The 24,977-nt window shown below is 53.9% G+C and carries 24 protein-coding genes; 22 read left to right on the top strand and 2 right to left on the bottom strand.

Annotation, left to right across the window (positions count from 1 at the left end):
• The first annotated feature begins 271 nt into the window (after window positions 1-271).
• From T458_RS45785 to T458_RS45775, 3 genes are read left to right on the top strand one after another with little or no spacing between them, the layout of a single operon-like run.
• A complete protein-coding gene (locus tag T458_RS45785; RefSeq protein ID WP_023557803.1) occupies window positions 272-2,056 on the top strand; it encodes an ABC transporter ATP-binding protein in 1,785 nt (594 codons plus the stop codon).
• Window positions 2,034-2,708, top strand: coding sequence for a response regulator transcription factor (locus T458_RS45780; RefSeq protein WP_023557802.1), 675 nt, complete (start codon window positions 2,034-2,036; stop codon window positions 2,706-2,708). The genes T458_RS45785 and T458_RS45780 overlap by 23 nt, the downstream gene beginning before the upstream one ends.
• Complete coding sequence (locus T458_RS45775; protein ID WP_023557801.1) at window positions 2,705-3,775, top strand: sensor histidine kinase; 1,071 nt, start codon at window positions 2,705-2,707, stop codon at window positions 3,773-3,775. The genes T458_RS45780 and T458_RS45775 overlap by 4 nt, the downstream gene beginning before the upstream one ends.
• Window positions 3,776-3,877: 102 nt before the next feature.
• On the opposite strand, the gene T458_RS45770 is transcribed toward T458_RS45775, so the two are convergent.
• Both T458_RS45770 and moaD read right to left on the bottom strand, forming a co-directional pair.
• A complete protein-coding gene (locus tag T458_RS45770) occupies window positions 3,878-4,903 on the bottom strand; it encodes a ThiF family adenylyltransferase (protein ID WP_023557800.1) in 1,026 nt (341 codons plus the stop codon).
• A 3-nt stretch (window positions 4,904-4,906) separates the two neighbouring features.
• Window positions 4,907-5,611, bottom strand: coding sequence for a molybdopterin converting factor subunit 1 (gene moaD, locus T458_RS45765; protein ID WP_023557799.1), 705 nt, complete (start codon window positions 5,609-5,611; stop codon window positions 4,907-4,909).
• A gap of 173 nt (window positions 5,612-5,784) precedes the next feature.
• Here moaD and T458_RS45760 point away from each other — a divergent pair, with 173 nt between their 5' ends.
• The 19 genes from T458_RS45760 to T458_RS45680 all read left to right on the top strand — a co-directional run bounded on the left by T458_RS45760 (window position 5,785) and on the right by T458_RS45680 (window position 24,946).
• The gene (locus tag T458_RS45760; RefSeq protein ID WP_023557798.1) at window positions 5,785-6,045 is read left to right on the top strand and encodes a hypothetical protein; all 261 of its coding nucleotides are present in this window, start codon (window positions 5,785-5,787) and stop codon (window positions 6,043-6,045) included.
• A 59-nt stretch (window positions 6,046-6,104) separates the two neighbouring features.
• Window positions 6,105-6,416, top strand: coding sequence for a hypothetical protein (locus tag T458_RS45755; protein WP_023557797.1), 312 nt, complete (start codon window positions 6,105-6,107; stop codon window positions 6,414-6,416).
• Window positions 6,417-6,547: 131 nt separating this feature from the next.
• A complete protein-coding gene (locus tag T458_RS45750; protein ID WP_023557796.1) occupies window positions 6,548-6,874 on the top strand; it encodes a DUF3870 domain-containing protein in 327 nt (108 codons plus the stop codon).
• Window positions 6,875-7,047: 173 nt separating this feature from the next.
• A complete protein-coding gene (locus tag T458_RS45745) occupies window positions 7,048-8,238 on the top strand; it encodes a thiolase family protein (protein ID WP_023557795.1) in 1,191 nt (396 codons plus the stop codon).
• On the top strand, window positions 8,226-9,602 hold the full coding sequence (locus T458_RS45740) for an aminotransferase family protein (RefSeq protein ID WP_023557794.1): 1,377 nt from the start codon (window positions 8,226-8,228) through the stop codon (window positions 9,600-9,602). Before T458_RS45745 ends, T458_RS45740 begins: the two co-directional genes overlap by 13 nt.
• A 33-nt stretch (window positions 9,603-9,635) precedes the next feature.
• Window positions 9,636-11,087, top strand: a complete 1,452-nt coding sequence (locus T458_RS45735; RefSeq protein ID WP_023557793.1) for an aldehyde dehydrogenase family protein — start codon at window positions 9,636-9,638, stop codon at window positions 11,085-11,087.
• 32 nt (window positions 11,088-11,119) lie between these two features.
• On the top strand, window positions 11,120-12,070 hold the full coding sequence (gene nikB, locus T458_RS45730) for a nickel ABC transporter permease (protein WP_023557792.1): 951 nt from the start codon (window positions 11,120-11,122) through the stop codon (window positions 12,068-12,070).
• Window positions 12,071-12,076: 6 nt separating this feature from the next.
• Window positions 12,077-12,964: an ABC transporter permease gene (locus T458_RS45725; protein ID WP_023557791.1), complete on the top strand. Its 888-nt coding sequence runs from the start codon at window positions 12,077-12,079 to the stop codon at window positions 12,962-12,964.
• A 49-nt stretch (window positions 12,965-13,013) separates the two neighbouring features.
• Window positions 13,014-14,009: an ABC transporter ATP-binding protein gene (locus T458_RS45720; RefSeq protein ID WP_023557790.1), complete on the top strand. Its 996-nt coding sequence runs from the start codon at window positions 13,014-13,016 to the stop codon at window positions 14,007-14,009.
• A 3-nt stretch (window positions 14,010-14,012) separates the two neighbouring features.
• Window positions 14,013-14,981 (top strand): ABC transporter ATP-binding protein, encoded by a 969-nt coding sequence (locus T458_RS45715; RefSeq protein WP_023557789.1) that lies wholly within the window; start codon window positions 14,013-14,015, stop codon window positions 14,979-14,981.
• A gap of 14 nt (window positions 14,982-14,995) precedes the next feature.
• Window positions 14,996-16,612 carry an ABC transporter substrate-binding protein gene (locus tag T458_RS45710; RefSeq protein ID WP_023557788.1) on the top strand — a complete coding sequence of 539 codons (1,617 nt, stop codon included), beginning with the start codon at window positions 14,996-14,998 and terminating at the stop codon, window positions 16,610-16,612.
• 140 nt (window positions 16,613-16,752) lie between these two features.
• On the top strand, window positions 16,753-17,412 hold the full coding sequence (locus tag T458_RS0129045; protein WP_031305987.1) for a CoA transferase subunit A: 660 nt from the start codon (window positions 16,753-16,755) through the stop codon (window positions 17,410-17,412).
• A complete protein-coding gene (locus T458_RS0129040) occupies window positions 17,412-18,071 on the top strand; it encodes a 3-oxoacid CoA-transferase subunit B (protein WP_031305986.1) in 660 nt (219 codons plus the stop codon). Before T458_RS0129045 ends, T458_RS0129040 begins: the two co-directional genes overlap by 1 nt.
• 2 nt (window positions 18,072-18,073) lie before the next feature.
• The gene (locus tag T458_RS45705) at window positions 18,074-19,573 is read left to right on the top strand and encodes a M81 family metallopeptidase (protein WP_023557787.1); all 1,500 of its coding nucleotides are present in this window, start codon (window positions 18,074-18,076) and stop codon (window positions 19,571-19,573) included.
• Window positions 19,573-20,736 carry an iron-containing alcohol dehydrogenase gene (locus T458_RS45700; protein ID WP_023557786.1) on the top strand — a complete coding sequence of 388 codons (1,164 nt, stop codon included), beginning with the start codon at window positions 19,573-19,575 and terminating at the stop codon, window positions 20,734-20,736. The genes T458_RS45705 and T458_RS45700 overlap by 1 nt, the downstream gene beginning before the upstream one ends.
• 43 nt (window positions 20,737-20,779) lie before the next feature.
• The gene (locus T458_RS45695) at window positions 20,780-21,601 is read left to right on the top strand and encodes a creatininase family protein (protein ID WP_023557785.1); all 822 of its coding nucleotides are present in this window, start codon (window positions 20,780-20,782) and stop codon (window positions 21,599-21,601) included.
• 181 nt (window positions 21,602-21,782) lie between these two features.
• Window positions 21,783-22,271 carry a cyclic pyranopterin monophosphate synthase MoaC gene (gene moaC / locus T458_RS45690; protein WP_023557784.1) on the top strand — a complete coding sequence of 163 codons (489 nt, stop codon included), beginning with the start codon at window positions 21,783-21,785 and terminating at the stop codon, window positions 22,269-22,271.
• Window positions 22,268-23,530: an MFS transporter gene (locus T458_RS45685; protein WP_023557783.1), complete on the top strand. Its 1,263-nt coding sequence runs from the start codon at window positions 22,268-22,270 to the stop codon at window positions 23,528-23,530. The genes moaC and T458_RS45685 overlap by 4 nt, the downstream gene beginning before the upstream one ends.
• Before the next feature lie 234 nt (window positions 23,531-23,764).
• Window positions 23,765-24,946, top strand: a complete 1,182-nt coding sequence (locus tag T458_RS45680) for a pyridoxal phosphate-dependent aminotransferase (RefSeq protein ID WP_023557782.1) — start codon at window positions 23,765-23,767, stop codon at window positions 24,944-24,946.
• Window positions 24,947-24,977 lie beyond the last annotated feature (31 nt).

The following is a 24,977-nucleotide window of genomic DNA, read 5'->3' as shown; positions in this document are numbered from 1 at the left end:
CATCTGATGAAACTAAGTTTCGTTTATTAATTACGAACCTATTATACTCGATTTGGCTCCTGTCTTCTACCCCAAATTCATCATTTATATACAAAAATAATCTGAAAACAAAATTGGAACGAAATAAAATAAAAAAATGACCCAGTCTCCCGTATTATTCCGTTTATATTCCGTTTACATTCATGCGGTATTTTTTCTCTTGCAAGGAAAAAACGCTCGTTTCTCCTGCGGTATCGGGAGGACAGCGATCTTGAAACAGGGAGGATCTTACATGAAAACAGATAAAACGGATCGAACAAAGGCAAGCTGGCGCCCTTTCTTTCAATTAATAAAAGAAACGAAGCCTTCCAAGCTGAAAATCGGCATTGCACTGTTCCTCAGTGTTGCCACGACTTTGGTCAGCTTGGTGATTCCGCTTTTTACCCGAGATCTCGTGGATAGCTTCACGATTTCGGACATCAGCAGGGGGCAAATCGCGCTTCTGGCGCTCGCCTTTGTCGCGCAAGCTGTCGCCGGAGGGCTTTCGATCTATTTGCTCAATCATGTCGGGCAAAGCATCGTAGCAGCATTGCGGGATCGTCTGTGGAAAAAGCTGCTGGTGCTGCCGGTCTCCTACTATGACAATCACCAGACAGGGGACACCATCAGCCGGATGACGAATGACACCGGTGTCGTCAAAAGTCTGATTTCCGAGCATCTGTCCAACTTCTTTACCGGTGTGATTGCGATCATCGGTTCACTAGCAACGCTCTTTTACCTCGATTGGCAGATGACGCTGGTGATCCTCATTGCCGTCCCTATCTCTTTTGCTATCCTGCTTCCCTTGGGGCGTCAGATGTATCGGATCTCCAAAGGCTTGCAGGATGAGACGGCCAGCTTTACCGCGATCATGAGTCAGGTGCTCTCCGAGATACGTCTGGTCAAATCCTCCAATGCCGAGCCGTTAGAGTATGAGAACGGAAAAAAAGGCATCGACAACCTGTTCCGCTTCGGGGTCAAGGAAGGCAGAGTCCAGGCGATGATCGGGCCGCTCATGTCCTTCATCATCATGGTGCTTCTGGTCGTGATCATGGGCTATGGCGGCATGCGCGTGTCCACTGGCGCGCTGACGGCCGGGGAATTGGTCGCCTTCATCTTATACCTCGTTCAAATCATCATGCCGATGGGGCAATTCACGCACTTTTTTACCCAATTGCAAAAGGCGATGGGAGCGACGGAGCGAATCATCGTTACATTGGGAGCTGAAGAGGAAGACCATGCCTTAGGGAAAAGCGTGGAGAATATGGAGATGCCTATTCGTGTGGAGCATATTCACTTCGCCTACGAGGATGGCGGTGAAAGGATTCTGGACGATGTCAGCTTCACGATTGATCCCGGGAAGGTCACGGCGATTGTCGGACCGAGCGGAAGTGGAAAAACGACCATGTTTTCCTTGCTTGAACGCTATTACCAGCCGCAAAGCGGCGAGATACGTCTCGGGAACGAAGCTATCCAAGACTTTACATTGGCGTCCTGGCGTAGCAAGATTGGGTATGTATCACAGGAGAGCCCGTTGATCGCCGGAACGATCCGGGAAAATATTTGCTATGGTTTGTCGCGTGAGATCAGCGAAGATGAGTTGAAGCAGGCGGCTGCCATGGCCTATGAAGACGAGTTTATCGAGGAATTTCCTGATGGGTACGACACGCAGGTGGGGGAGAGAGGTGTCAAGCTTTCTGGAGGGCAACGCCAGCGCATCGGCATCGCTCGCGCTTTGCTGCGAGATCCGCAAATTCTCATGTTGGATGAAGCGACCTCGAGCTTGGACAGCACATCGGAATGGATCGTCCAGCAGGCGCTTGCCAATCTCATGAAGGGACGTACGACGCTCGTCATCGCCCATCGCCTCTCTACCGTCGTGGATGCTGATCAGATTCTTTTTATGGAAAAGGGAAAAATTACCGGAAGAGGTACGCACGCTGAACTGTTTTCAACTCATGCGATGTACCGTGAATTTGCTACCCAACAATTGCGTGTGAAGGAGGTGCAGCCCGTTGGCAAAAATCATGGTGGTTGACGATGATCCGTATATTCGCGAGCTGGTTCGAGTCTTTTTACAGCGTGAAGGCTTTGACATCGTGGAAGCGGCGGATGGTCAGGAGGCTCTCGCCCGACTGGAACACACCCCTGCTGATCTGGTTGTCCTCGACATCATGATGCCCAACATGGATGGCTGGGAGCTGTGCCGTGAGCTGCGCAAAATGTACGACATTCCGCTGCTGATGCTGACGGCAAAGGGGGAGACGTCGCAGAAGATCAAAGGCTTTGAGCTTGGCACCGACGATTATCTCGTCAAACCTTTCGAGCCTGCGGAGCTGGTGGTCCGGGTCAAGGCATTGCTGAAGCGGTACCGCATCGCTGCTTCCCATATCGTGCAGGTGGGCAGCTTGCAAATAAATCGGCAAACATTCGAAATCACGCAGGATGACAAACTGTTGACGATCCCGCTCAAAGAATTTGAGCTGCTGTTTATGCTGGCCAGCTATTCGGGAAAAACGCTCTCCCGCGAGCAATTGATTGAACAAATCTGGGGGTATGATTTTGAAGGAAATGAGCGTACCGTGGATGTGCATATCAATCGGTTGCGCGAGCGGTTCGCTGCTGAGGAATACGGCTTTTTGATCCGAACGGTTCGCGGTCTCGGCTATCGCTTGGAGGTGCTTCCATGAAAACGTGGCGTGGGTGGCGCTACGTTGTCAGGTTGCTCGGCCTCCTTGCCTTTTTGATCCTGCTGGCCGGCTGTTGGTCGGCGGCCTATGGCATTACGTCAGCTTTGTACCCCAAAATATGGCCCGAGGCTACTGACTTTTCTCTGGCGCTGATCCATAGCTTTCTCGGATTTTTCATCTTCCTGGGGGTGATGTTTCTGGCCTCCAGGCTGTTTCCAAGGCGTCATCTCGATCTCTTTCGCATGCTGATCGATGCGCTGCGCCGAATTGCCAAGGGGGATTTCAGCGTCAACCTCGATGTGAAAATGGACCGTCACTGGGGCGAGCTGGTCGACGGCATCAACCACATGGCAGAACAGCTGAGTGAGATGGAGAAATTGCGCCAAGAGTTTATTTCGAACGTCTCCCATGAGATTCAGTCTCCATTGACCTCGATCAGCGGCTTTGCCAGGGCATTGCAAAATGACAATCTCACACGCGAGGAACAGCTGCATTATCTCGAAATCATTGAGGCGGAGAGCGCCAGACTGTCCAAGATCAGCGACAATCTGCTCAAACTGACGTCGCTGGAGGGTAAGCATCATCCCGTCGAGCGCAAGGCCTACAGCCTGGATCAGCAATTGCGCCGCATTATTCTGGCGTGTGAGCCGCAATGGCTGGAGAAGGACTTAGACTTGGATATCGCCTTGGAGAAGGTGGAGATCGTCGCCGATGAGGAGATGCTGAGCCAAGTCTGGAACAATCTGATCAGCAACAGCATCAAGTTTTCCTCGCAAGGCGGAAGACTGGGGATTCAGATGCATCGCCAAGAACAAGATGTGATCGTACGCATAACCGATACGGGCATCGGAATTGCCAAAGAGGATCAGGAGCGCATTTTCGAGCGATTCTATAAGGCAGACAAGTCGCGAACCCGCACCGGAGGCGGCGGAAGTGGGCTGGGGCTTTCGATCGTGAAGAAAATCATCGATCTGCATCATGGCACGATTGCCGTGTCAAGCGAGTTGGGAAAGGGAACGACTTTTACCGTTACGCTGCCTGAGATGGCAAAAAGAGTGGAACCATGACTGGATTAAGCCAGCGAATCAAGCAAAGAAGGGCGATCTCGCCGTCGATATCCGACGGCTGAGATCGCCCTTCTTTGTTGTCCCTGAAAAAGGAATGGTTCGTTATGCGCCAATATATTTGGCGTGGAGAGTCCTGGCTTGGCTGACGTCATCCGTTCCTTGCACGAGCACCCGACCGTCCGGGAATACGACCAGCGTATGGGGAGCGACGTGGAACCGCAGCAAAAACTTGTTGCGCTCCACCTGCCCCAATGCTTCAAGCCGGCTGGCAAGTGCATCCAGATCGAGCGACATGCTGTCGAGAGGCGAGATCTGCACGGTATCTCGCCCGCATAGCGATACGGCCTGTCCGTCCTGGGTGTCTGGATTCAAAAAGGAAAATTCCCGCTGACCGCAGCAAGGACAATTCGCGTGCCGCGCATGGGCGACCTTGATCTGCTGATGATGGTTGTTCCAGATGTCGAAATGCTCCAGATTGGGGTTGAAGGCTTCTTCCGCTCCAATCAGGATTTTGAAGGCTTCTGTCGCTTGATACGAAGCGATGATATGGATAATCGGGCCAATCCCGCCAGCCGTATCACACGTCGCCATCTCGCCTGGACGGGGTGCTTCCGGGAACAGACAGCGCAGGCAGGGAGTGACACCCGGACGAATCGTGGTAAAGGTTCCGGTCGCGCTCACTGCTCCGCCGTAGACCCAGGGAATCCCGTGTTTGACGCAGACGTCATTCACGAGGTAGCGAACCTGAAAATTATCCGTCGCATCCAGCACGAGGTCCACGTCTGTCAGCCACTGTTCCGCATTGAAAGCTGTCAGGTCGGCAACAATCGGCTCGATGGCAACCTCGGAATTGATGCGGGAGAGCTTGGCGTGTGCCGCAATCGACTTTGGCATATGCTCGGCAGCGTCTGCTTCATCGTACAGCATCTGCCGCTGCAGATTGCTCGGCTCTACAAAATCGCGGTCGATCAATCGCACAAAACCTACCCCGGCCCGCACCATATGGTTGGACAAGACGGTCCCCAGCGCGCCCATCCCGACGATGGCTACCCGGCTTTGACGCAGTTTTTCCTGGCCTGCCCGTCCGATCGGGGCGAACAGGATTTGACGGGAATATCGCGTGTCCACGTGTTACTGGCCCCCTTTATCGTAGGTCGCCAGCGGGTTCCACGGACCTTGCTGATGTCCTTTCCACTCGCTGCCATCCTCCCACATCTCTTTCTTCCAGATGGGAACGATTTGCTTTAGCCTTTCGATGGCGTAGCGGCCTGCTTCAAAGGATTCGTTGCGGTGTGGTGTGGCAACCGCGACGATCACGGCGATTTCTTCGATTTGCAGATCTCCGATGCGATGCTGCATCGCTACCCGCGCACCGGGCCAGCGCTCGTCGATCTCGGCGGCGATCTGCTTCATTTTTTCAACAGCCATGGGGGCGTAAGCTTCATAGGAAAGATAGACCGTACGCTGTCCATGTGTAAATTCACGCACGGTTCCGACAAAGGTAAGGACCGCGCCAGCATGCGGATTGCTCACCAGACGGATCAGCTTGTCTGCGCTGAGCGGCTCCGTCGTAATCGAAAACAAGGGCTCTTCTCCGCCGCTGACAGGGGGCAGGAGGGCAATCTCGTCACTTGCTTGAATGACGTGATCGGGTGCCGCATATTCGTGATTGAGAGAGACAAAACAACTGCCGAGCAAGGGAGAGAGGGCGGGATACTGTTCGGCTGCTGCCTGCAACAAATCACGCACCGTCGCCTGTTCAGGCAGGGTAAGCTGAATCTCTCGCTGGTTGGCTCGTTCGGCAAGTCCGGCAAACAACAAGATCGTAATCGTCAAAGTAACTCCTCGCTTCCCGTAGATAGTAACACCATTCTATATGGCTTGAAGATATCATACTTAGTGGGAGATGCCAATGCGCGGACAGGCAGGTATCCTTTTTTTGCTTCATTACGTCTCTATCTATGATGAAGTCGAAAAGGCGCAGGGGTGTTTTCAAGGGGGATCAGGATATGAAACAATTTTTTCTCGGATTGTTCGTAGGGTGTGTGGCTACAGCAGGGATTTGGTGGTTCAGCCTGACTTCGATCCAGGACGAACATGCTAAAAAAACCCTCGATGCAGAAAAAGAAAACCAGCAATTGCAGCAGCAGATCGCCACGTTGTCCATGAAGGTAAAAGCAAACGTGGGGGAGCAGGAAGGCCTGCAAAAAGAGTTGGAGGAGACCGAGAAGCATTTGCATCATACCAGCGTTTTGTCTCGCAAGTCCTGAATGGGGATGATGAGGATTTTCCATTTGAAATCATTGCCGACGATGAAGAGAAAACGGTCGTGTACTCGCCGATATACCGTGAGGAAGTACCTCGCAACACGGATCTGCAAAAGCTCTACATCCTGCGCATCCTGAACCAACTGCCTGAGGTCAAGGGACGTACCGTTACCCTGTGGAACAGCAAGGAAAATGCGCAACTTTTTGCCACGGGCAACTACTCCGAAGACGGTACTGAGGGCTGGTCCGGGATGAATACAAAGTTCGCGACGATGCAGAGAGAAAAGGACGGAATCTACATCTTGCATCATCTCGGTGTGCATGAGGTAGACCAGGTTGGGTTTGGCAAATATAAGAGAAAAGAGGGCAATTGATGATACAATCGCAAGTTTACAAAACAGGGCACAAGTTAAGAAATTCTAAAAAAAACAAGATCCATGATTGACAATAAATATTCCGTATTTTTATAATGTTCCTAATTGAAAAAAGATAAGGGACGTGCACCATGGAGGAATTGAATACAGTTCTAGTCACAGGCTATTCCAAGGCTCCCCAAGGTACTTCCATGTATGAGGTATACAAGCATGCGGGTATTGTTTTGGAAGTCGACCTTATCTCGCACAAGATTGTTGGAGTGGAATTTACCTTTGTGGCCGCCTTGACCAAAAACTTTTTTGAGAGGCTGCTGATCGGCTACCAGCTCGATCATGGCTTGGAGCCGTTGATTCAGCGCATTCAAAGCCACTACTTTGCTCCGTCCCAGCAGGCGATCATCGTCGCTTTGCAATCAGCCGTACAACGATACTGGGACCTTTTGGAGAAGCAAAAATAGCATATGGATTGGTTTTTTTGAAGTGGGAAGACAACCTCTTTCCATGTTCTCATCAAAACCGAGCTCGGCATTGACTCTTGGGAATGAACCCTCATTCCTGGAAGGTCTGTTTGCCATGAGCTCGGTTTTTTCGTTTTTCCACAAGGTCCCCCATAACCAATCGAGGTGAAAAAATGGTTGTCATTGTCAATGCACTACGTACCCCCATCGGGAGATTCGGAGGCGCATTAGCCAGCGTCCCTCCAGAAGATTTGCTCGCACTCGTCATCAACAACAATCTCTCTTTATCCGGTCTCACTCCTGACCTGGTAGATGAGATCATCGTCGGCCAAACCAAGCAAAGCGCACACACCCCCAACATCGCCCGCGTGAGCGCATTGAAGGCCATCTTTCCAGAGAGCGTCACAGGCTACACGGTACACCGCCAATGCGGATCAGGGATGCAGGCAGTCGCCAACGCCTACCAGTCGATCGCGACGGGGCAGTCCGAGATCGTGCTGGCTGGAGGAGTGGAAAGCATGTCGCAAGCTCCCTATTACTTTGTTGGGAACCGCTTCGGTATCCAGCCGGGTGATCTCACCCTCTATGATTCCAACACCGAGAGTCAGCCGCGCTCGCAGCCGCAATCCCGCTATGGGCATTTTACGATGGGCGAGACGGCGGAATGGCTGGCTGACAAGTACGCCATTTCCCGTGAGGAGCAGGATGCCTACGCGCTGAAAAGCCAGCAGAAGGCCAGACGTGCGATCCAGACGCATGCTTTCACGGACGAGATCGTGCCGGTGGAGATACAGGAAGGGAAGCTGGGCACACGCCTCTTCGCGGTAGATGAGCATCCTCGCGAAACCACGCTGGAAAAACTGGCGAAGCTGGCACCCGTCTTTCGCGAGGGTGGAACCGTCACCGCAGGCAATTCTTCCGGGAGAAATGACGGAGCCGCGATGCTTTTGATGATGAAGGAAGAGAGAGCGCTGGCCTTGGGGCTGACGCCGCTTGCGAGAATTCGTTCCTTTGCCGCTGCGGGTGTATCCCCCAAAGAGATGGGGATAGGACCGGTTCCGGCCAGTCAAAAGGCCCTTGCTATAGCGGGGCTGGAGCTTGGCGACATGGAACTGATCGAGCTGAATGAAGCCTTTGCCGCACAAAGCCTCGCTGTTCTCAAGGAGTGGGGAATTACGGAAGAGCGGGTAAATGTCAACGGTGGCGCGATCGCCCTGGGACATCCACTGGGCTGCTCGGGAGCGCGGATCCTGGTGACACTGGTTCACGAAATGCGCAAGAGAGATGCAAAATACGGGCTCGGCACACTCTGCATTGCGGGTGGTCAGGGCATGGCAATGGTGGTGGAAAAATGGGAGGAGTAAAGCAGGAAAAGGATTACGTGTTTCATCGCGATTTTACAAAAAGCTATCCGCTTATCACACACGGTGAGGGGGTCTATCTGTACGATTCGCAAGGCAAGAGATACCTGGACGCTTCATCCGGAGCTGTGGCTGCCAATCTGGGTCACGGGGTCGGAGAAATCGCGGAGGCGATGGCACAGCAAGCAATGAAAGCGGGCTTCGTCCATACGCTTCGCTTTGAAACAGAGGTTTTGCAGGAGCTGGCGAGGGAGATCGGGGAGTTGGCACCCCCGACCCTCAATCGGGTTTACTTTACATCCGGTGGATCGGAGGCCAATGAGAGTGCGATCAAGCTCGCCAGACAGTATCATGCAGACCGTGGACAACCGGGCAAGCACATCGCGATTGGCCGCTGGCAAAGCTACCACGGCAATACCATGGCCTCCCTGTCTGCCGGAGGAGATATCAAAAGGCGCAAGATGTACACTCCGATGCTCAATCACGCCCGACATATCTATTCGCCGTATTGTAAGCGCTGTCCATACGGAAAAACAGCGGAGACCTGTCAAAAGGACAACACGTTGGCCTGTGCAGACGACCTGGAACGGCTGATCCGCGAACTGGGTCCCGAAAATATCTCGTGCTTCATCTGCGAGCCCATCGTCGGGAGCCAGCAAGGGGCAGGCGTCCCGCCAGAAGGCTATCTGCGCCGCATCCGGGAGATCTGTGATCGCTACGAAGTCGTCATGATCGTCGATGAAGTGATGACTGGTTTCGGACGGACGGGTACGAATTTTGCCATCGAGCATTTTGGCGTGGAGCCGGACATTCTGACTTTTGGCAAGGGGGTATCAGGCGGTTACGCTCCACTGGCCGGCATGGTCGTCTCCGACAAGCTGGTCGACAGCCTGATTCAATACGGCAACGGCCGGTTTGTACACGGGTACACTTTCAGCGGACATCCGGTATCTGTTGCGGCAGGCTTGGCTGCGGTCCGCTACTATCGGGAAAAACGCGTAAGGGAAAATGGCGCGCAACAAGGTGACTACCTGTTCCTACGTCTGCAGGAACTGCAAAGCCGTCACGCAATGATGGGCGAAGTGCGCGGGAAAGGGCTCTTGCTCGGAGTCGAGCTCCTGCTCGATCAGGAAAAAGATCTGCATTTTCCACCGGGTCTCGACATGGCGGAGCGGCTTAACCAGGCAGCGATGGAACGGGGAGCAGTCTTTTATCCCGGCACGGGAACGGTAGACGGAATTCTGGGCAACCATCTGCTGGTAGCACCACCGCTTACGATTTCGCGGGCTGAGGTGGATGAGCTGGTGCAGATCCTGGATGAGGCCGTCACCATGTGGGAAGAGCAGATTCGCGCCTCCTTGCAGTAGGGATAGGGAGTGGAAGAGAAGGAGGTTGAGAGGATGAGCAAGGTGCAAAGCCCCGTTTACAAAGGAAACTTTGTGAAAGGCGACTGGCGCATGCCGAAGACAGATTCATGCTTTGAAAGCATCAACCCGGCTACGGAGGAGGTGATCGCAACCTGCCGGATGTCGGGGAAACAAGAAGTCGATGAAGCTGTCTCGTCCGCCCATGAGGCGTTTCAAGCCTGGCGCAGAATACCTGCACCGCACCGTGCCGAGATTCTGTACACGTTTTCGGATCTGCTGGCTTCCCGCAAAGAGGCGATTGCCCGAACCATGACCATCGAGATGGGCAAGGTGCTGGCCGAATCACGAAGCGAGCTGGGTGCGACAATCGCGGCTTGCAGGTATATGGCGGGCGAGGGACGCAGGCTGTTCGGCGAAACGATCCCGACATCTGCCAATGAGCGAATGGCAATGACCATCCGTGAGCCGATAGGAGTCGTCGCCTGTATCACGCCTTGGAACTTCCCCATCGCGCTCGCCGCATACAAGATATTTGCCGCTTTGATCGCAGGCAATACGGTTGTCTGGAAGCCGGCGTCCAACGTAGCTCTATCTGCCTGTGCCTTTACGGAGCTGTTCGCGTTAGCCGGACTTCCTCCAGGTGTGCTCAACCTAGTTCTGGGGTCGGGCAGCCAAGTAGGGGAGGCGCTGGTGGAACATCCAGATGTCAAGGTCATCTCCTTTACTGGCTCTACGGCAGTAGGAATTGGCCTTGCGGAAAAAGGAAGCAAGACGCTGAAGCGGGTCTCGCTGGAGCTAGGCGGTAAAAACGGTGTAATCGTCTTGGCAGATGCCGATCTGGACAAGGCGGCGGAGGGGATCGTACAAGCGGCGTTCACGACTGCAGGACAGCGATGTACGGCAGCAAGCCGCGTCATCGCCGAAGAATCCATCCGCGAAGAACTAGAGCGCCGCGTCGTTGCACTGTCCAAAAGCATCACGGTCGGTGATGGCCTGCAGCCGGGGGTTGAGATGGGGCCACTGGCTACGCGCAGCCAGCTGGACACCGTCGAGCGTTATGCAGAAATCGCGAAATCCCAGGGCGGCATTGTGCTGACGGGCGGAGAACGCTTGGAGCGCGCAGGGTATTTTTACGCGCCAACGGTGATTACCAACGTTCGTCCAACGGATCGCATCGCCAGAGAGGAGATCTTCGGTCCGGTGCTGGCGATTCTCGGGGCGAAAAATTTTGAAGAGGCGGTCGCGATCAACAACAACACGGAATACGGGCTGTCCAGCGCCATCTACACCAACAGCCTGCATTACGCTGGACGAGCGATGAGAGAGTTGGAATCCGGTCTCGTCTACATCAACAGCGGCACATCCAGCTCGGAGACGGGAGCCCCGTTTGGCGGGATGAAAATGTCCGGAAATGGTCATCGCGAGGTCTCCCACCACGCTTTTGACAGCATGACAGAGTGGAAGACGATTTATACGAATGTCTAGCCCCTACATGGGAAAGGAGGCAGAAAACAAGCATGGCAAACTACGTCATCAAACGATTATTTTCAATGATTCCTGTACTTTTGGTTGTATCCATCGTGGTCTTTCTGTTGGTTCACCTGGTGCCGGGAGACCCTGCTGCCGTCATGCTGGGGGCCGAAGCGACTCCCCAACAGCTGGCTGAGCTGCAGGAACAACTCGGTTTGAACAAACCGCTGGCAGAACAATTTTTCAATTGGCTTGGGCATATGCTGTCCGGCGATTTAGGCCACTCCCTGGTCTCCGACAAGGAGGTGCTGACCTTGCTCTGGGAGCGTCTGCCAGCCACCATGGCACTGATTATGTACGCGCTCCTCATCTCCGTCGTGATCGCAATTCCACTGGGCATCATCTCGGCCGTTCGACACAACACCCGCTGGGATTACGGAGCCATGCTGATCGCTTTGATCGGGGTTTCGGTCCCCAACTTTTGGGCGGGACTTCTGCTCATTATGACCTTTTCACTTCATTTGGGCTGGTTCCCCTCTACGGGCTACGTCGACGTGACGCAAAATCTCTGGAAGCATCTGGAGCATCTCGCCCTGCCGGCATTTGCGCTCGGCTTTTTGCAAGCGGGAATCGTCACGCGCATGACGCGCTCGAGCATGCTGGAAGTGCTGAAGCAGGACTATATTCGCACAATCCGAGCCAAAGGCGGGACGGAAAAGGTCGTGATCCTGAAGCATGCACTGAAAAATTCCATGATTCCGATTATTACAATTATTGGGATCAACTTCGGCCTCCTGCTCGGCGGAACGGTGGTCGTCGAGACGATTTTCAGCATCCCGGGCATCGGGCAGCTGTTGGTTCAGTCGGTCTTCAACCGAGATTATCCTGTCATCCAAGGCGTGATCCTGTGCGTAGCTGTGATTTACGTCTTGATCAGTCTGGTCGTAGACCTGCTGTATGCGTACTTCGATCCCAAAATTGACTACAACGAGGGGTGAGAAAGCATGGAATATGTAGAGATTACGAAAGAAGCAGAGAAAAAGGGCCAGTTTGCCGAACAGATGCGTGCCTTCTGGAAGGTTTTCTCCATCCGCAAGATAGCCGCCTTCGGCCTTGCCATCGTCTGTTTTGTCATCCTGATCGCAATTTTGGCTCCTTTATTAGCGCCGTTTGATCCCGTGGAGGATGTCGATTACGGAAATCGAATTGCCAATCCCTCCGCTACGCATCTGTTCGGGACGGATGAGTTTGGACGAGACATTTTCAGCCGCGTCTTGATGGGGGCGCAGGTCTCCATCGCCATCTCCGTGTCTGCTGTGACGATTTCCGCGGTGATCGGCATCGTAATCGGCTTGATTTCCGGCTATTACGGTCGATGGGTCGATAACGTCCTGATGCGGATCGTGGATGGTTTGATGTCTTTTCCGCCGATCTTGTTTGCGATTGCGCTGATGGCGGCTCTCGGGAACAACATGGGCAATATCATTGTGGCGCTGGCTGTCGTGTACGCGCCTTTGTTCGCCAGACTTGTGCGGGGTACCGTTTTGTCAGTGAAAAACAAGGAATACGTAGAGGCGATACAGGTGATGGGAGGCTCCCATATCCGCATCCTCTTCAAGCATATCTTGCCCAATTGCTTGTCGCCTCTGCTGATCCAGATGACGACCTACTTCGCCTACGCGATTCTGGCAGAGGCTTCGCTGAGCTTTATCGGGCTCGGGGTACCGCAGCCGGAGCCAAGCTGGGGAAATATTTTGTACGACGGTCGCCAGTACATGCTGGAAGCACCCTGGATCACCGTTTTTCCGGGTGTGGCCATCGCTGTTACGGTCCTGGGTTTGAATCTTTTGGGGGATGGACTGCGTGACTACCTGGACCCTCGCATGAAATAGCCAATCCCTATGAACAGACGATTCTACGAGCAGAGGTGATGATGCACACATGAATAGCAGATTGTTGGATGTAAAAGGGTTGACGGTTCAATTCCACACCCCGGACGGACCGGTCGAAGTGGTCAGCAGCGTCGATTTTCATGTGAACAAAGGGGAGACTGTCGGTTTGGTCGGAGAGAGCGGCTGTGGAAAAAGCGTCAGCTCGATGGCGATCATGGGACTGATCCCGTCTCCACCCGCGAAACAGATCGGCGGAGAGATCTGGTTTCAGGAGAAAAACCTGCTTGCACAATCTCCTGACTACCTGCGTTCGATCCGCGGCAACAGCATGTCGATGATCTTTCAAGACCCGATGAGCTCGCTTGATCCGGCCTTTACCGTCGGCAGCCAGATCGACGAAGCGATGCAATTCCATCAGAAGATTGCGGCGAACGAGGCAAAAGAGCGCTCGATTGAACTTTTGCGCCGCGTAGGCATCTCCAATCCGGAGCTGAGATACCACGAGTATCCGCATCAGCTTTCGGGAGGCATGCGGCAGCGTGTCATGATCGCGATGGCCTTGGCCTGCAATCCGCAGCTGATCATTGCCGATGAACCGACTACGGCCCTGGATGTGACGGTTCAGGCGCAAATTCTGGATCTGCTCAATGACCTGCGGCAGACGTTCGGCTCCGCCATCATTATGATCACGCACGATATGGGCGTGGTAGCAGAGACATGTGACCGCGTGATGGTCATGTACGCGGGCCAAATTGTGGAGGAAGCTCCGACGGAAGTGCTGTTTGATCAAACGGCGCATCCGTACACCGAAGGTCTTTTGCGCTCAATCCCCAAGATCAGCGGCAAAAAGGTGAAGCTGTATTCGATTCCGGGCAGTGTGCCGCTGCAGCGCGATATGCCGAAGGGGTGCCGTTTTCACCCCCGTTGCTCGTATGCCACCTCGTTGTGCCAGGAAAAAGAGCCGCCCATCCAGGAGCTTGCGCCGGGACATCGCGTCAAGTGCTGGCACAGCGATCAGGTCATCGCCAAGCAAGGAGGTGTGTAAAAAGTGGACAAAACACCATTGTTGGAACTGCATGACGTAAAAAAATACTACCCGATCAAACAGGGTTTGCTGCGCAGACAGACAGGAAATGTCAAAGCGGTGGATGGGGTCAGTTTTCAGGTCTATCCCGGTGAAACCTTCGGCCTTGTCGGAGAGAGCGGCTGTGGTAAGAGCACCTTGGGACGGGTCATCGTGCAGCTTTTGCAAGCCACCGCAGGGGAGATCCAGTTTGGCAAGAAAGGGATCTCCACCATGAGTGCCAAAGAAAAGCTGGCCTTCAAGCGAGAGGTGCAGATGATTTTCCAGGACCCGTTCTCCTCTCTCAATCCGCGTCAGAAAATTGGGGATATTCTCGAAGAACCGTACTGCATCCATACGGAGATGAGCAAACAGGAGCGGCGGGAAAAAGCGACTGGGCTGCTGCATAAGGTGGGGCTCAATCCCATGCACGCTGAGCGTTACCCCCATCAGTTCAGCGGCGGACAGCGACAGAGGATCGGAATTGCCCGCGCTTTGGCCCTGAATCCCAAGCTGATCGTCTGTGATGAACCAGTATCCGCCTTGGACGTATCGATTCAGTCCCAGATCATCAATCTGCTGGAGGAATTGCAGGAAGAAACAGGAATTTCCCTGTTGTTTATCGCGCATGACTTGAGTGTCGTCAAGCACATCAGCCACCGGATCGCTGTGATGTATCTGGGGAATATCGTCGAGCTGGCGACCGCAGAGGAGCTGTTCACCAATCCGCAGCATCCCTATACGCGCACCTTGCTCTCGTCAATTCCGGCGGAACACCCCCGGAAAAAACGGGAGCGCATTACCCTCGCAGGCGAAATTCCCAATCCGGCGAACCCGCCGCAGGGCTGCAAGTTCCATACGCGCTGTCCCTACGCGGAGGAAGCGTGCAAAAAGACAGTTCCACCCTTGATCGAATCCAACGGTCATGCGGTTGCTTGCCATCTCATCCAATAAAGGAGTGTTCGTTCATGCAAAAGTTCAGGAAGATTCGCGTGTTTGCGCTGTTCGCAATGGTGTTGATGCTCGCCTGGGTGACAGCAGGCTGCGGAGGTTCAGCTTCAGCCCCGCCTGCGGGCTCCGAGAATGGAAGCACTACGTCGCCGCAAGAGCAGGGAACGCCTAAATCAGGCGGCAAGCTGACGGTGGGAGTCAGCGCGGATTTGACCAAGCTGGACCTGCACGGGTCGACTGTGCTGTCAGACCGTATTCCTCTTTTGCACGTACAGGAAATGCTGGTGACAATCGATGAAAAAATGAATATCATCCCGCTGCTCGCGCAAAAGTGGGAGACGAGCGAAGACGGCAAGAGCGTCACGTTTGCCCTGCGCAAAGGCGTCCCATTCCACAACGGGAAAGAGATGAAGGCAGAAGACGTGAAGTACTCCATCGAGCGCTTCATGCAAGTGGCAGCCCGCAAAGGGGAATTCTCGATGGTCGATTCGATCGAAGCCAAGGACGATTACACGGTTGTTTTCCACTTGAAACAGCCTTCGGGCGTGTTTCTGGCCTCTCTGGCCAATCCTTACAATCCTGCAGTCATCATGCCCAAAGGGATCGCGGAGGAACAGAGCGGTACGATAACCAAGCCAATCGGAACCGGTCCCTTCCAGTTTGAAAAATGGGAGCAGGGGAAGCAGCTCGTGTTGAAGCGTTTCGACCAATACGCTTCTCCGGAGGGAGACACAAGCGGTTTCGGCGGCGCGAAAAAACCGTATGTCGATGAAGTCATTTTCAAGCCGATCTCCGAGGCAACGGTGCGTTTGACCGCTCTGGAGACAGGGGAGATCGATCTCGCCACAGACATTTTGCCAAAGGATGTAAAGCGCCTGGAAACCAGCAGCAACATTGTATTGGCCAAGGAAACCTCTATGAACTGGGGCTATCTCTTCTTCGGTTTTAAAAAGCCGCCGTTTGACAATCTCAAAATGAGACAGGCAGTCGCCTACGCGCTGAACAAGCAGGAAATCGTGGATGTGGCCACCTGGAGTCTGGGCAAGGTAGCCAGCTCGCCGGTCTATACCGAGACGGAGTGGTACACGGAAGCGCATGCCAAAGACTATCAGCAGGATTTGGAAAAAGCAAAACAACTGCTGAAAGAAGCGGGCTACAACGGGGAGAAAATCGTGATCTCCACTGCCAAGGCCTATGACCACCACCAAAAAGCGGCTTTGACGATCCAAAATCAGTTGAAAAAGATCGGGATGAACGTGGAGGTGGAAATCCTGGAGTGGGCCTCCTTCATTTCCGAGCGCAGCAACTCCGGTGATTATCAATTGGCTGTCAGCCATATCACTCCGCGTCCAGATCCAAATCAAATTTACTATGCTTACACGCACAGCAGTTCCAACTTCAACGGCTATAAAAATCCGAAGATGGATGAACTGCTCGACAAAGGCGTGACGACGGTAGACCAAGGAGAACGCAAAGAGATTTACAGCCAGGTGCAGGATCTTTTGCGCGAAGATTTGTCTTTTACCGCTACCTACTATTATCCCGTCATCGAAGCGCACCAGTCGTACTTGAAGGGATATCAATCCTGGAGCGCAGGCTATCCGCGACTCTGGAATGTATGGATCGACAAATAAAAAGACACGAATGATGGATTTTCATGAAGTGGAAAGAAATACCCTCTTTCCATGGTCTCATCTAAATCCGGTAAAGGCGTGGCGGAAACAGGAAACTGTTTTTTCCTCTTTGCCGGATTTCTTTTTTCGGAGGGATTCCAATGGCAAAAATCATAGATGCGAAAGAAGCCGTAGCGCTGATAAAAGACGGAGATTGCTTGATGGTCGGCGGTTTTGGACTGGTAGGCTGCCCGTTGACCATTGTAAATGAGCTGAGCCAATCGCATGTAAAAGACCTGACGATTATCAGCAACAATTTGGGAGAACCGGGAAAAGGCTTGGGTGTTCTCGTCTTGCAGAAGAGGGTGAAAAAAGCAATCGGCTCTTACTTTACCTCCAATCCCGATGTCGTGCAGGCCAATCAGCAGGGAGAGCTGGAAATCCAGCTCCTGCCGCAGGGGACGTTGGCGGAAGCCATCCGCGCAGGCGGTGCGGGCATCGGGGGCTTCTATACGCCGACGGGGGTAGGGACGAAGCTGGCTGAAGGAAAAGAACGCAAGCTGATCAATGGGAAGGAATATTTGTTCGAGCCCTCCTTGCGTGCCGATGTTGCCCTGGTTCGCGCCTATAAAGCTGATCGTTTGGGGAATCTGATCTATCGCAAATCCTCGCGCAACTTCAATCCGATGATGGCGACAGCCGCCGCGACGGTCATTGCGGAAGTGGACGAAATCGTTGATGTGGGAGCATTGTCTGCAGAAGAAATCGTGACACCGCATCTCTTCGTTGATTACCTGATTGTGAAGGGAGAGTGTCACTGATGAAGGTCAAGGAGTATATTGCAGCTCGTACAGCCAAAGAGCTGCAAGACGGAGACATCGTCAACCTGGGGATCGGCATACCTACTCTGGTGGTCGATTACCTCCCTCGAGACGTCCGGGTGTTCGTTCATTCAGAAAATGGGATTCTGGGTGTAGGGCCGTCTCCAAGTCCTGATCATGCGGACGCCGATCTGGTCAATGCCGGAAAGCTCCCCGTCACAGTCGAGGAAGGCAGCTCCTTTTTTGACAGTGCCGCATCGTTTGGGATGATTCGCGGGGGCCATGTCGATGTGACGATTCTCGGGACGCTCGAAATCAACCAGCACGGCCAGATTGCGAATTGGGCTGTTCCCGGCAAGGCTGTGCTGGGAGTTGGCGGTGCGATGGATTTGTTGGAAGGAGCCGGGAAGGTGATCGTTGCCACCATGCACACCAACAAGGACGGACAGCCGAAAATTGTCAAAGAGACTTCGCTCGAGCTTACCTCCCTGCGCCCTGTCGATCTGATTGTCACCGAGCTGGCCGTCTTCTGCGTAAGGGATGGCAGGCTGCGCCTGATCGAACTGGCTCCCCACTCGACACTGGAGGAAGTGCGGCAAAAGACGGGCGCCGAGTTTGACATTGAATGGAGAGAAAACATGGAGACAAAAGGGGTGTAAACATGGCTTCCTATCGAATCGGTATCGCATTCTTCTATCATGAATCGCATACATTCAGTCCGGTCCGCACGACGCTGGACGACTTTATCCAGGAAGGCTACCACAAGGGTGAGAAAATATTGGCCGCATACACCGGAACCAAGACAGAGGTCGGCGGATTCATCGATGTGGTCAGGGAAAAGGGAGGGACCCTGGTTCCTCTCCTCTGCGCGGCAGCGATTCCATCCGGACCGGTAACCCGGGAGACCTACGAGGTCATCCGCAGTCAAATGCTGGACGCCATCGAGCAGGCCGGGGAAATGGACGGGCTCCTGCTGGCGCTGCACGGCGCGATGGTCGTCGAAGGTGTGACTGATCCCGAGGTCGAAATGCTCGCGGCCATCAGAGAGAAGGTCGGAGAGTCCCTGCCCATCGCTACGACGCTGGACATGCACGCCAATCTGGGCAGACGCATTCTCGACTTTACGCCGCTGCACTTCGGATTCAAGACCTACCCGCATGTGGACATGTATGAGCAAGGCTGCAAAGCAGCGACTATGCTCTATCGGCAGCTCGATGGCGGTACGCGCTTTTACGCTTCCTTTGTCAAGCTGCGCGCCTTGCTGCCCAGCCTGAACATGCGCACAGCAGAAGGGCCGATGCACGATCTAGTGGAGCTGGCCAAAAAACAGGAACAGGATCCGGACATCGGCGGTGCTTCAATCTTTGGAGGCTTTCCGTACGCGGACATCCCGGAGGCGGGAGCAAGCGTCCTGGTCGTTGGGACAGATCAAGAAAAAACACGGAAAACAGCCCGCTTTTTGGCGCAGCAGGTGTGGGAAAATCGGGAGCGTTTTGTGATTGCCTTGCCGAAAGTGCGGGATGCCCTTCAGAGCGCTTTGCAAATCCAGGCTGACAAGCCGATTGCTCTGGCAGATATTTCGGACAATCCGTTGAGCGGAGGCACGGGGGATACGACGGAGCTCCTGCGGGAAATGATTGCGCTGGACCTCGAAAATGCGTTGTTCGGGGCTTTGTACGACGAGGAGTCGCTTCAGGCATGCATGGAAGCGGCAGCGGGAGCCACGATTCGATTGTCTCTCGGCGGAAAGCTGTCTCCGGAATTCGGACCTCCGGTAGAAGTTGATGCAAAAATCATGGCGCTGACCAATGGCGTTTTCACAAACAAGGGTCCGATGAACACCGGACTTCTTGTGGATACCAATGGCGCCGCTCATATCAGGGCAGGGGGATTGGATATATTGCTGACGGGTCGTGCCCTCTCTGCGAATGATCCGGAGCTGTTCCGCCACATCGGGATTGAGCCGACGACGAAGCGGATCTTGGGGCTGAAAGTGAAGAATCACTTCCGGGCAGCCTTCGATCCGCTGGTGAGCCAGGTGATCTACGTAGACGCACCGGGACTGGCTTCCAACGACTTTACCCATTTTGCCTACAAGCAAATCCCGCGCCCGATCTGGCCGTTGGATGAAATCGATGGCGGATTTATGGAGGAGGGGTGATGGCGATGCTTTCGTACCAAGAGTTTTTGTTGGGAACTCGGCTTGTTTTTGGACCGGGCTGCGTGGAGCGTATGGAAGAGGAAATCCGCAAGCAGGGATACGAGAACATCTTGCTCATAACCGACCAGGGAATCGTCCACTCAGGTGTCTTTGAGCATGTGATGGGAGTTCTGGATGCGGCGAAAATCAGGTATTCCGTATTCGACGAGGTTCAGTCCAATCCGGATGTTGCCCACATCGACAAAGCCTATCTCGCCATTCGAGAACAGCAGACGGATCTGATCATCGCCGTCGGGGGCGGCAGCGTAATGGATGCAGCGAAGGCATTTGCTCTGTTGCTGACCAATCACGGCTCCATTCGGAATTATGAGGGGCGCGGTGTATTTCAGAAAGAAGCGATTCCGCTATTTGCTGTGCCGACCACAGTAGGCACCGGGAGTGAAGTAACACGTGCATGCGTCATCAGCGACCATGAGCGCCATCTGAAAATGATCGTCGGCGGTCCTTCGCTTGCTCCGAAAATCGCCTTTCTCGACGCCTGTTTGCTTACGAAGCTGCCTTCGTATTTGGTAGCGGCTACGGGAATCGATGCTTTGACACATGCGATTGAAGGATACGTCTGCAAAAAGGCCAATCCGATCACCGATGCGTTGAATCGGCACGCGCTTGCGATGATTCACAGCGCCATACGTCCGGCCGTGGCGGACAGCCGAAATCTGGAAGCCATCAACAACATGCTGATTGCCAGCACGATTGCCGGGATCGGGGCGGGGAATGCCTCGCTTGGTGTGGTGCATGCCATCTCTCATGCCATCGGCGGCTATTATGATGTGCCGCATGGCTTGGTAAACGGCATTTTGCTACCGCATGCAATCGAGTGGAACTGGATTGCCAATCCGGCCAGATACGCCGACGTTTTTGAACTGTTGGGCGGGGGATGCAGGCATGCGTGGAGCTTGGAAGAAAAGGCGAAGGAAGCAGCAGCCGTCGTACGCTCCCTGCTCGAGGATCTTCAGATGCCACAAAGATTGACGGAGCTGGGTCTGAAGGCTTCCAACATCGACATGATCGCCAAGCAGGCGATCGAGGATGGCTACGTTCCGAACAATCCCCGTCGACTCACAGAAGCAGATGTACGCAAGCTGATAGCTGCCGCATGGTAAGACATCAACTTCCACTATGTAAGGGAATAGGAGGAATGCTCGGATGAACAAATACCTTTTCGCTGAAATGACATGGCCTGAAATCCAGCAGGTCATCCGCGAGGAGCGGGTAGCGGTGGTCCCGGTCGCCATGATCGAGGAGCACGGCCATCATCTTCCCGTGGATACGGATCTCGTGCTTGCCAATGAAGTGTGTGTGCGCGCTGCGCAAAAAAGCCCTGCGGACATGGTCGTGATTCCCCCGATCAATCATGGATATGCGCCTCATCAGATGGATTTTCCCGGCGTCATCTCGATATCGTCCGCTACCTTCATCAGCTACGTCACCGATGTATGCCGCAGTCTCGCGCATCAAGGCTTCAAGCGCATTCTCCTGCTCAATGGACACGGGAGCAACGTCTCCTTGCTGCAGGTAGTCGCCCGTCAAACGATCCTGGAATACCCCGAGGTGATGTGCGCTTCGATCTCTCATTGGGATTTGCAGCCGCTGATCGAAATGGCGGAGGAGATCCGGGAATCCGAGAATCCGGGCGGGATGAACCATGCCTGTGAGCTGGAGACCTCCATGTATCTGGCGATCAAAGAAGACCTTGTGCAAATGGAAAAAGCAGTTCGCGACCTGGACAAATTCAAGAACTCCAAGTATTTTTGGCTGGACCTGGTCGGGAAAGGAGAAGGACGTCCTGTCGTCATGATGCCGTACTGGAGCGCGATCTCAGAAACGGGTACGTTGGGAGACCCGACAGTTGCCACGCGGGAAAAAGGGGAGAAGCTGCTTGCGGCTGCCGTCGATGGCCTGGTGGAGTTCATCCAGATTTTCAAGGAGAGAGAGCATCATCCGAGAGTGAATCATCATCAATTGTAATGAAAAAACGATTCTTTGCTTTTCCTTTTCCCGTACGAATGCAGTACGGGATTTTATTTTTCAGAATGCTTGGGCACACCACCACTTTCCTCATTGCAATTATTGCGTCGCGGGAGTAAGGTAGGAAGGTAGGAATCATTTGCGAACGATAAGGAAAAAGGTTGTCTAACGGGAGGGCTGCATGAACGATCAATTGACGCATTTTAATGAACAAAACCGGGCAAAAATGGTCGACGTCTCCGACAAGGATGTCACCAAGCGCGAAGCCGTCGCGTACAGCCGCATGGTGATGGAAAAAGAGACGCTGGCACGCATCCGCGAGGGGCGGGTTGCCAAAGGGGATGTGCTGGCGGTGGCTCAAGTCGCTGGTGTCATGGCAGCCAAAAAAACCTGGGAGATTATCCCGATGTGTCATCCGCTGCCTTTGACTGGCATTGATATACGCTTTTCTTTTGCAGATGAGCGGACGTTGGAGATCGAAGCTGCCGTCAAGACGACCGGAAAAACGGGTGTCGAGATGGAGGCGCTCACAGCAGCGAGTGTGGCTGCACTGACGGTGTACGATATGTGCAAGGCGATGGACAAAGCCATGGTAATCGAATCGACCGGACTTTTGCGCAAAACCGGAGGGAAGAGCGGAGATTTCACACGAGAGGACCATTCAAAATGATAGAAAAATGGAAGTCCTATCCGGGCAGCATTCGTCTTCTGGCGATTGCTGCTGTTATTTCTTCTACTGGCATGGCTTGCATCTGGCCTTTGGTCACGATCTATATCCACGACCATCTGGGCAAGCCGTTGACGGTGGCGGGCTTTTTGCTGCTGCTGAACCAAGGGGCTTTTTTGGTTGGAAGCGTATTGGGCGGAATGATGTTCGACCGCTGGGGAAAGCTGCGGACGATGGTCATCGCCTCTATCGGCATTATAACGGTATCTGCAGGACTGGGATTTACCCAGGATTTTACGATGTACACGATTCTGTTGTTATTGAACGGACTTTTTTACGGCATGCTGTCCCCTGTGATTAATGCACTCGCAGTCGTCTTGTGGCCGCAGGGAGGACGAAAAGGCATCAATATGATCTACGTAGCGCAAAATGCCGGAGTCGCGGCCGGGGCGGCGCTAGGGGGGCTTTTAGCCAGTATCTCCTTTGCCTGGACTTTCTTTGGGAACGCCATCACACAAACCGCAGCTTTGCTGCTTTTCGTATGCATTTTGCCGCGGTATTTAAAAGACAGCCAGAGCATGCCATTTACTGTTGCAGAAGAGCCGCAGGCAGGGGGGACACCAACGTCCCATCCCGCAGCTCCCGCGATGTCGCGCCAGTTCATCTGGACCGCGCTTCTTCTGCTCTGCGCAGGGCTTCTGATTAGCTGGATCGTATATGTGCAATGGACGACGGTTTTGTCCAGCTACATGCAATCATTAGGTATTTCCTTGCGCCAGTACAGCTTCTTGTGGACGCTCAATGGCGGATTGATTCTGTTCGGACAGCCGCTGATTTCCTGGGTGATCCGCCGCTTTGCCAAAACACTGATCTCCCAGATGCTGCTCGGCGCATACGTATTTGCGCTCTCCATGCTGATCCTTACGCAGACGACAGCCTATGCGGGCTTTTTCGCAGCGATGTTCATCATGACGCTGGGCGAAATGCTGATGTGGCCTGCTGTTCCGACCGTAGCAGCACAATTTACCCCCGCAGGCCAGGAAGGGTTTATTCAGGGACTGGTGACGGGGACCGGCTCCGCCGGAAGGATGCTCGGACCGCTTCTGGGCGCCTTTCTTTTCCAGGAGTACGATGCACAGGGATTGCTTTACATCATGACGGGTCTGGCGCTGGTTTCCGTGGGATTCTTTGCGCTCCACCACCAGTTCCTAAAGCGCGGCAAAAAGCCGTTATCGCCTACACCTCTCGCAGGCAAAATGTAGGCAGGAGGGCCAAGCAAATTCTTGACACACGCAAATCGCTCAAGTAGTATGAAGAAGATTCAAAACATGATATTCCGCGTGTTTTACTGCCATATTAGAGGTGGAGGGACTGACCCGAAGAAGCCCCACAGCTTCCCATGCTGTGCCCATTCTTGACTTGAAAGTGAGTATACCCCTTTTTCTGTATGGAAAGAGGGGTTTTTTATTCCAAGGAGCGAAAGGATCTGAAGAGAGATGCGCATCCAACCTGCCGACATGATCGATCGGTTGCCGACACAGTTTTTTGCCACGCTGGTGGCGAAGGTAAACAAAGTGATCGCTGCCGGACATGACGTAATCAACCTGGGACAAGGAAATCCTGATTTGCCGACACCGCCGCATATTATTGAAGAAATGCAGGCACAGGCAAGCAATCCGCTGCATCACAAATACCCGCCGTTCAGCGGACGCCTGGAACTGAAGCAAGCCGTCGCGCAATGGTACAAAAACGAATTCGACGTCGATCTCGATCCCGAAGAGGAGGTAGCGATCCTCTTCGGCAGCAAAACCGGTTTGGTGGAAATCTGCCAGGTGCTGATGAACTCGGGGGATGTCGCGCTGGTTCCCGATCCAGGCTATCCGGATTACTGGTCCGGTGTAGCGGTAGTGGACGGTCGCATGGTGATGATGCCGCTGAAGGCAGAAAATCAGTTTTTGCCTGACTACAGCCAATTGAAGCAAGCGGACCTGGATCGCGCCAAGCTGATGTTTTTGAACTACCCGAACAATCCGACGGCAGTCAATGCGCCGATCGAATTCTATGAAGAAACCATTCGCTTTGCCAAAAAGCATGAGATCGTCGTCTGCCATGATTTTGCCTACGGAGCGATCAGCTACGACGGCAAAAAACCAGTCAGCTTCATGCAGCTCCCTGGAGCCAAGGAAGTGGGTGTGGAGTTCTACACGCTCTCCAAAACCTACAATATGGCGGGCTGGCGCGTAGGAGCGATGGTGGGCAATCGCGAGCTGGTTCGTCTGATCAACCTGATTCAGGACCATTATTTTGTCAGCATGTTTGGCGCCGTCCAGATGGCGGCAGCCCGCGCCATGACCGATTCGCAGCAATGCGTCCGCGACCTGGTAGCCGTCTATGAGGGACGACGCAACGCGCTGTTTTCCAATCTGCACCGCATTGGCTGGCAAGCCCAGCCGTCGCAAGGATCGTTCTTTGCCTGGCTGCCAGTACCTGCCGGCTATACCTCGGAATCCTTTTCCGACCTGCTGCTGGAAAAAGCGCATGTCGTCGTCGCTCCGGGCATCGGCTTCGGCCCTACCGGAGAAGGCTACGTACGGGCTGCCCTCTTGTCCGATGAACAGCGTCTGGCAGAAGCGGTATCGCGGATCGAGCGTCTGGGATTGTTAGCGAAGGGGAAGTAAACGGAGATTAGAAATCATTATCATAAGGCAA

Origin of the sequence: Brevibacillus panacihumi W25 (assembly GCF_000503775.1) — a bacterium.
GTDB classification, from domain to species: Bacteria; Bacillota; Bacilli; order Brevibacillales; family Brevibacillaceae; genus Brevibacillus; species Brevibacillus panacihumi_A.
The sequence above is the reverse complement of the archived record's forward strand: the minus strand, read 5'-3'. Positions and strand labels throughout refer to the sequence as shown.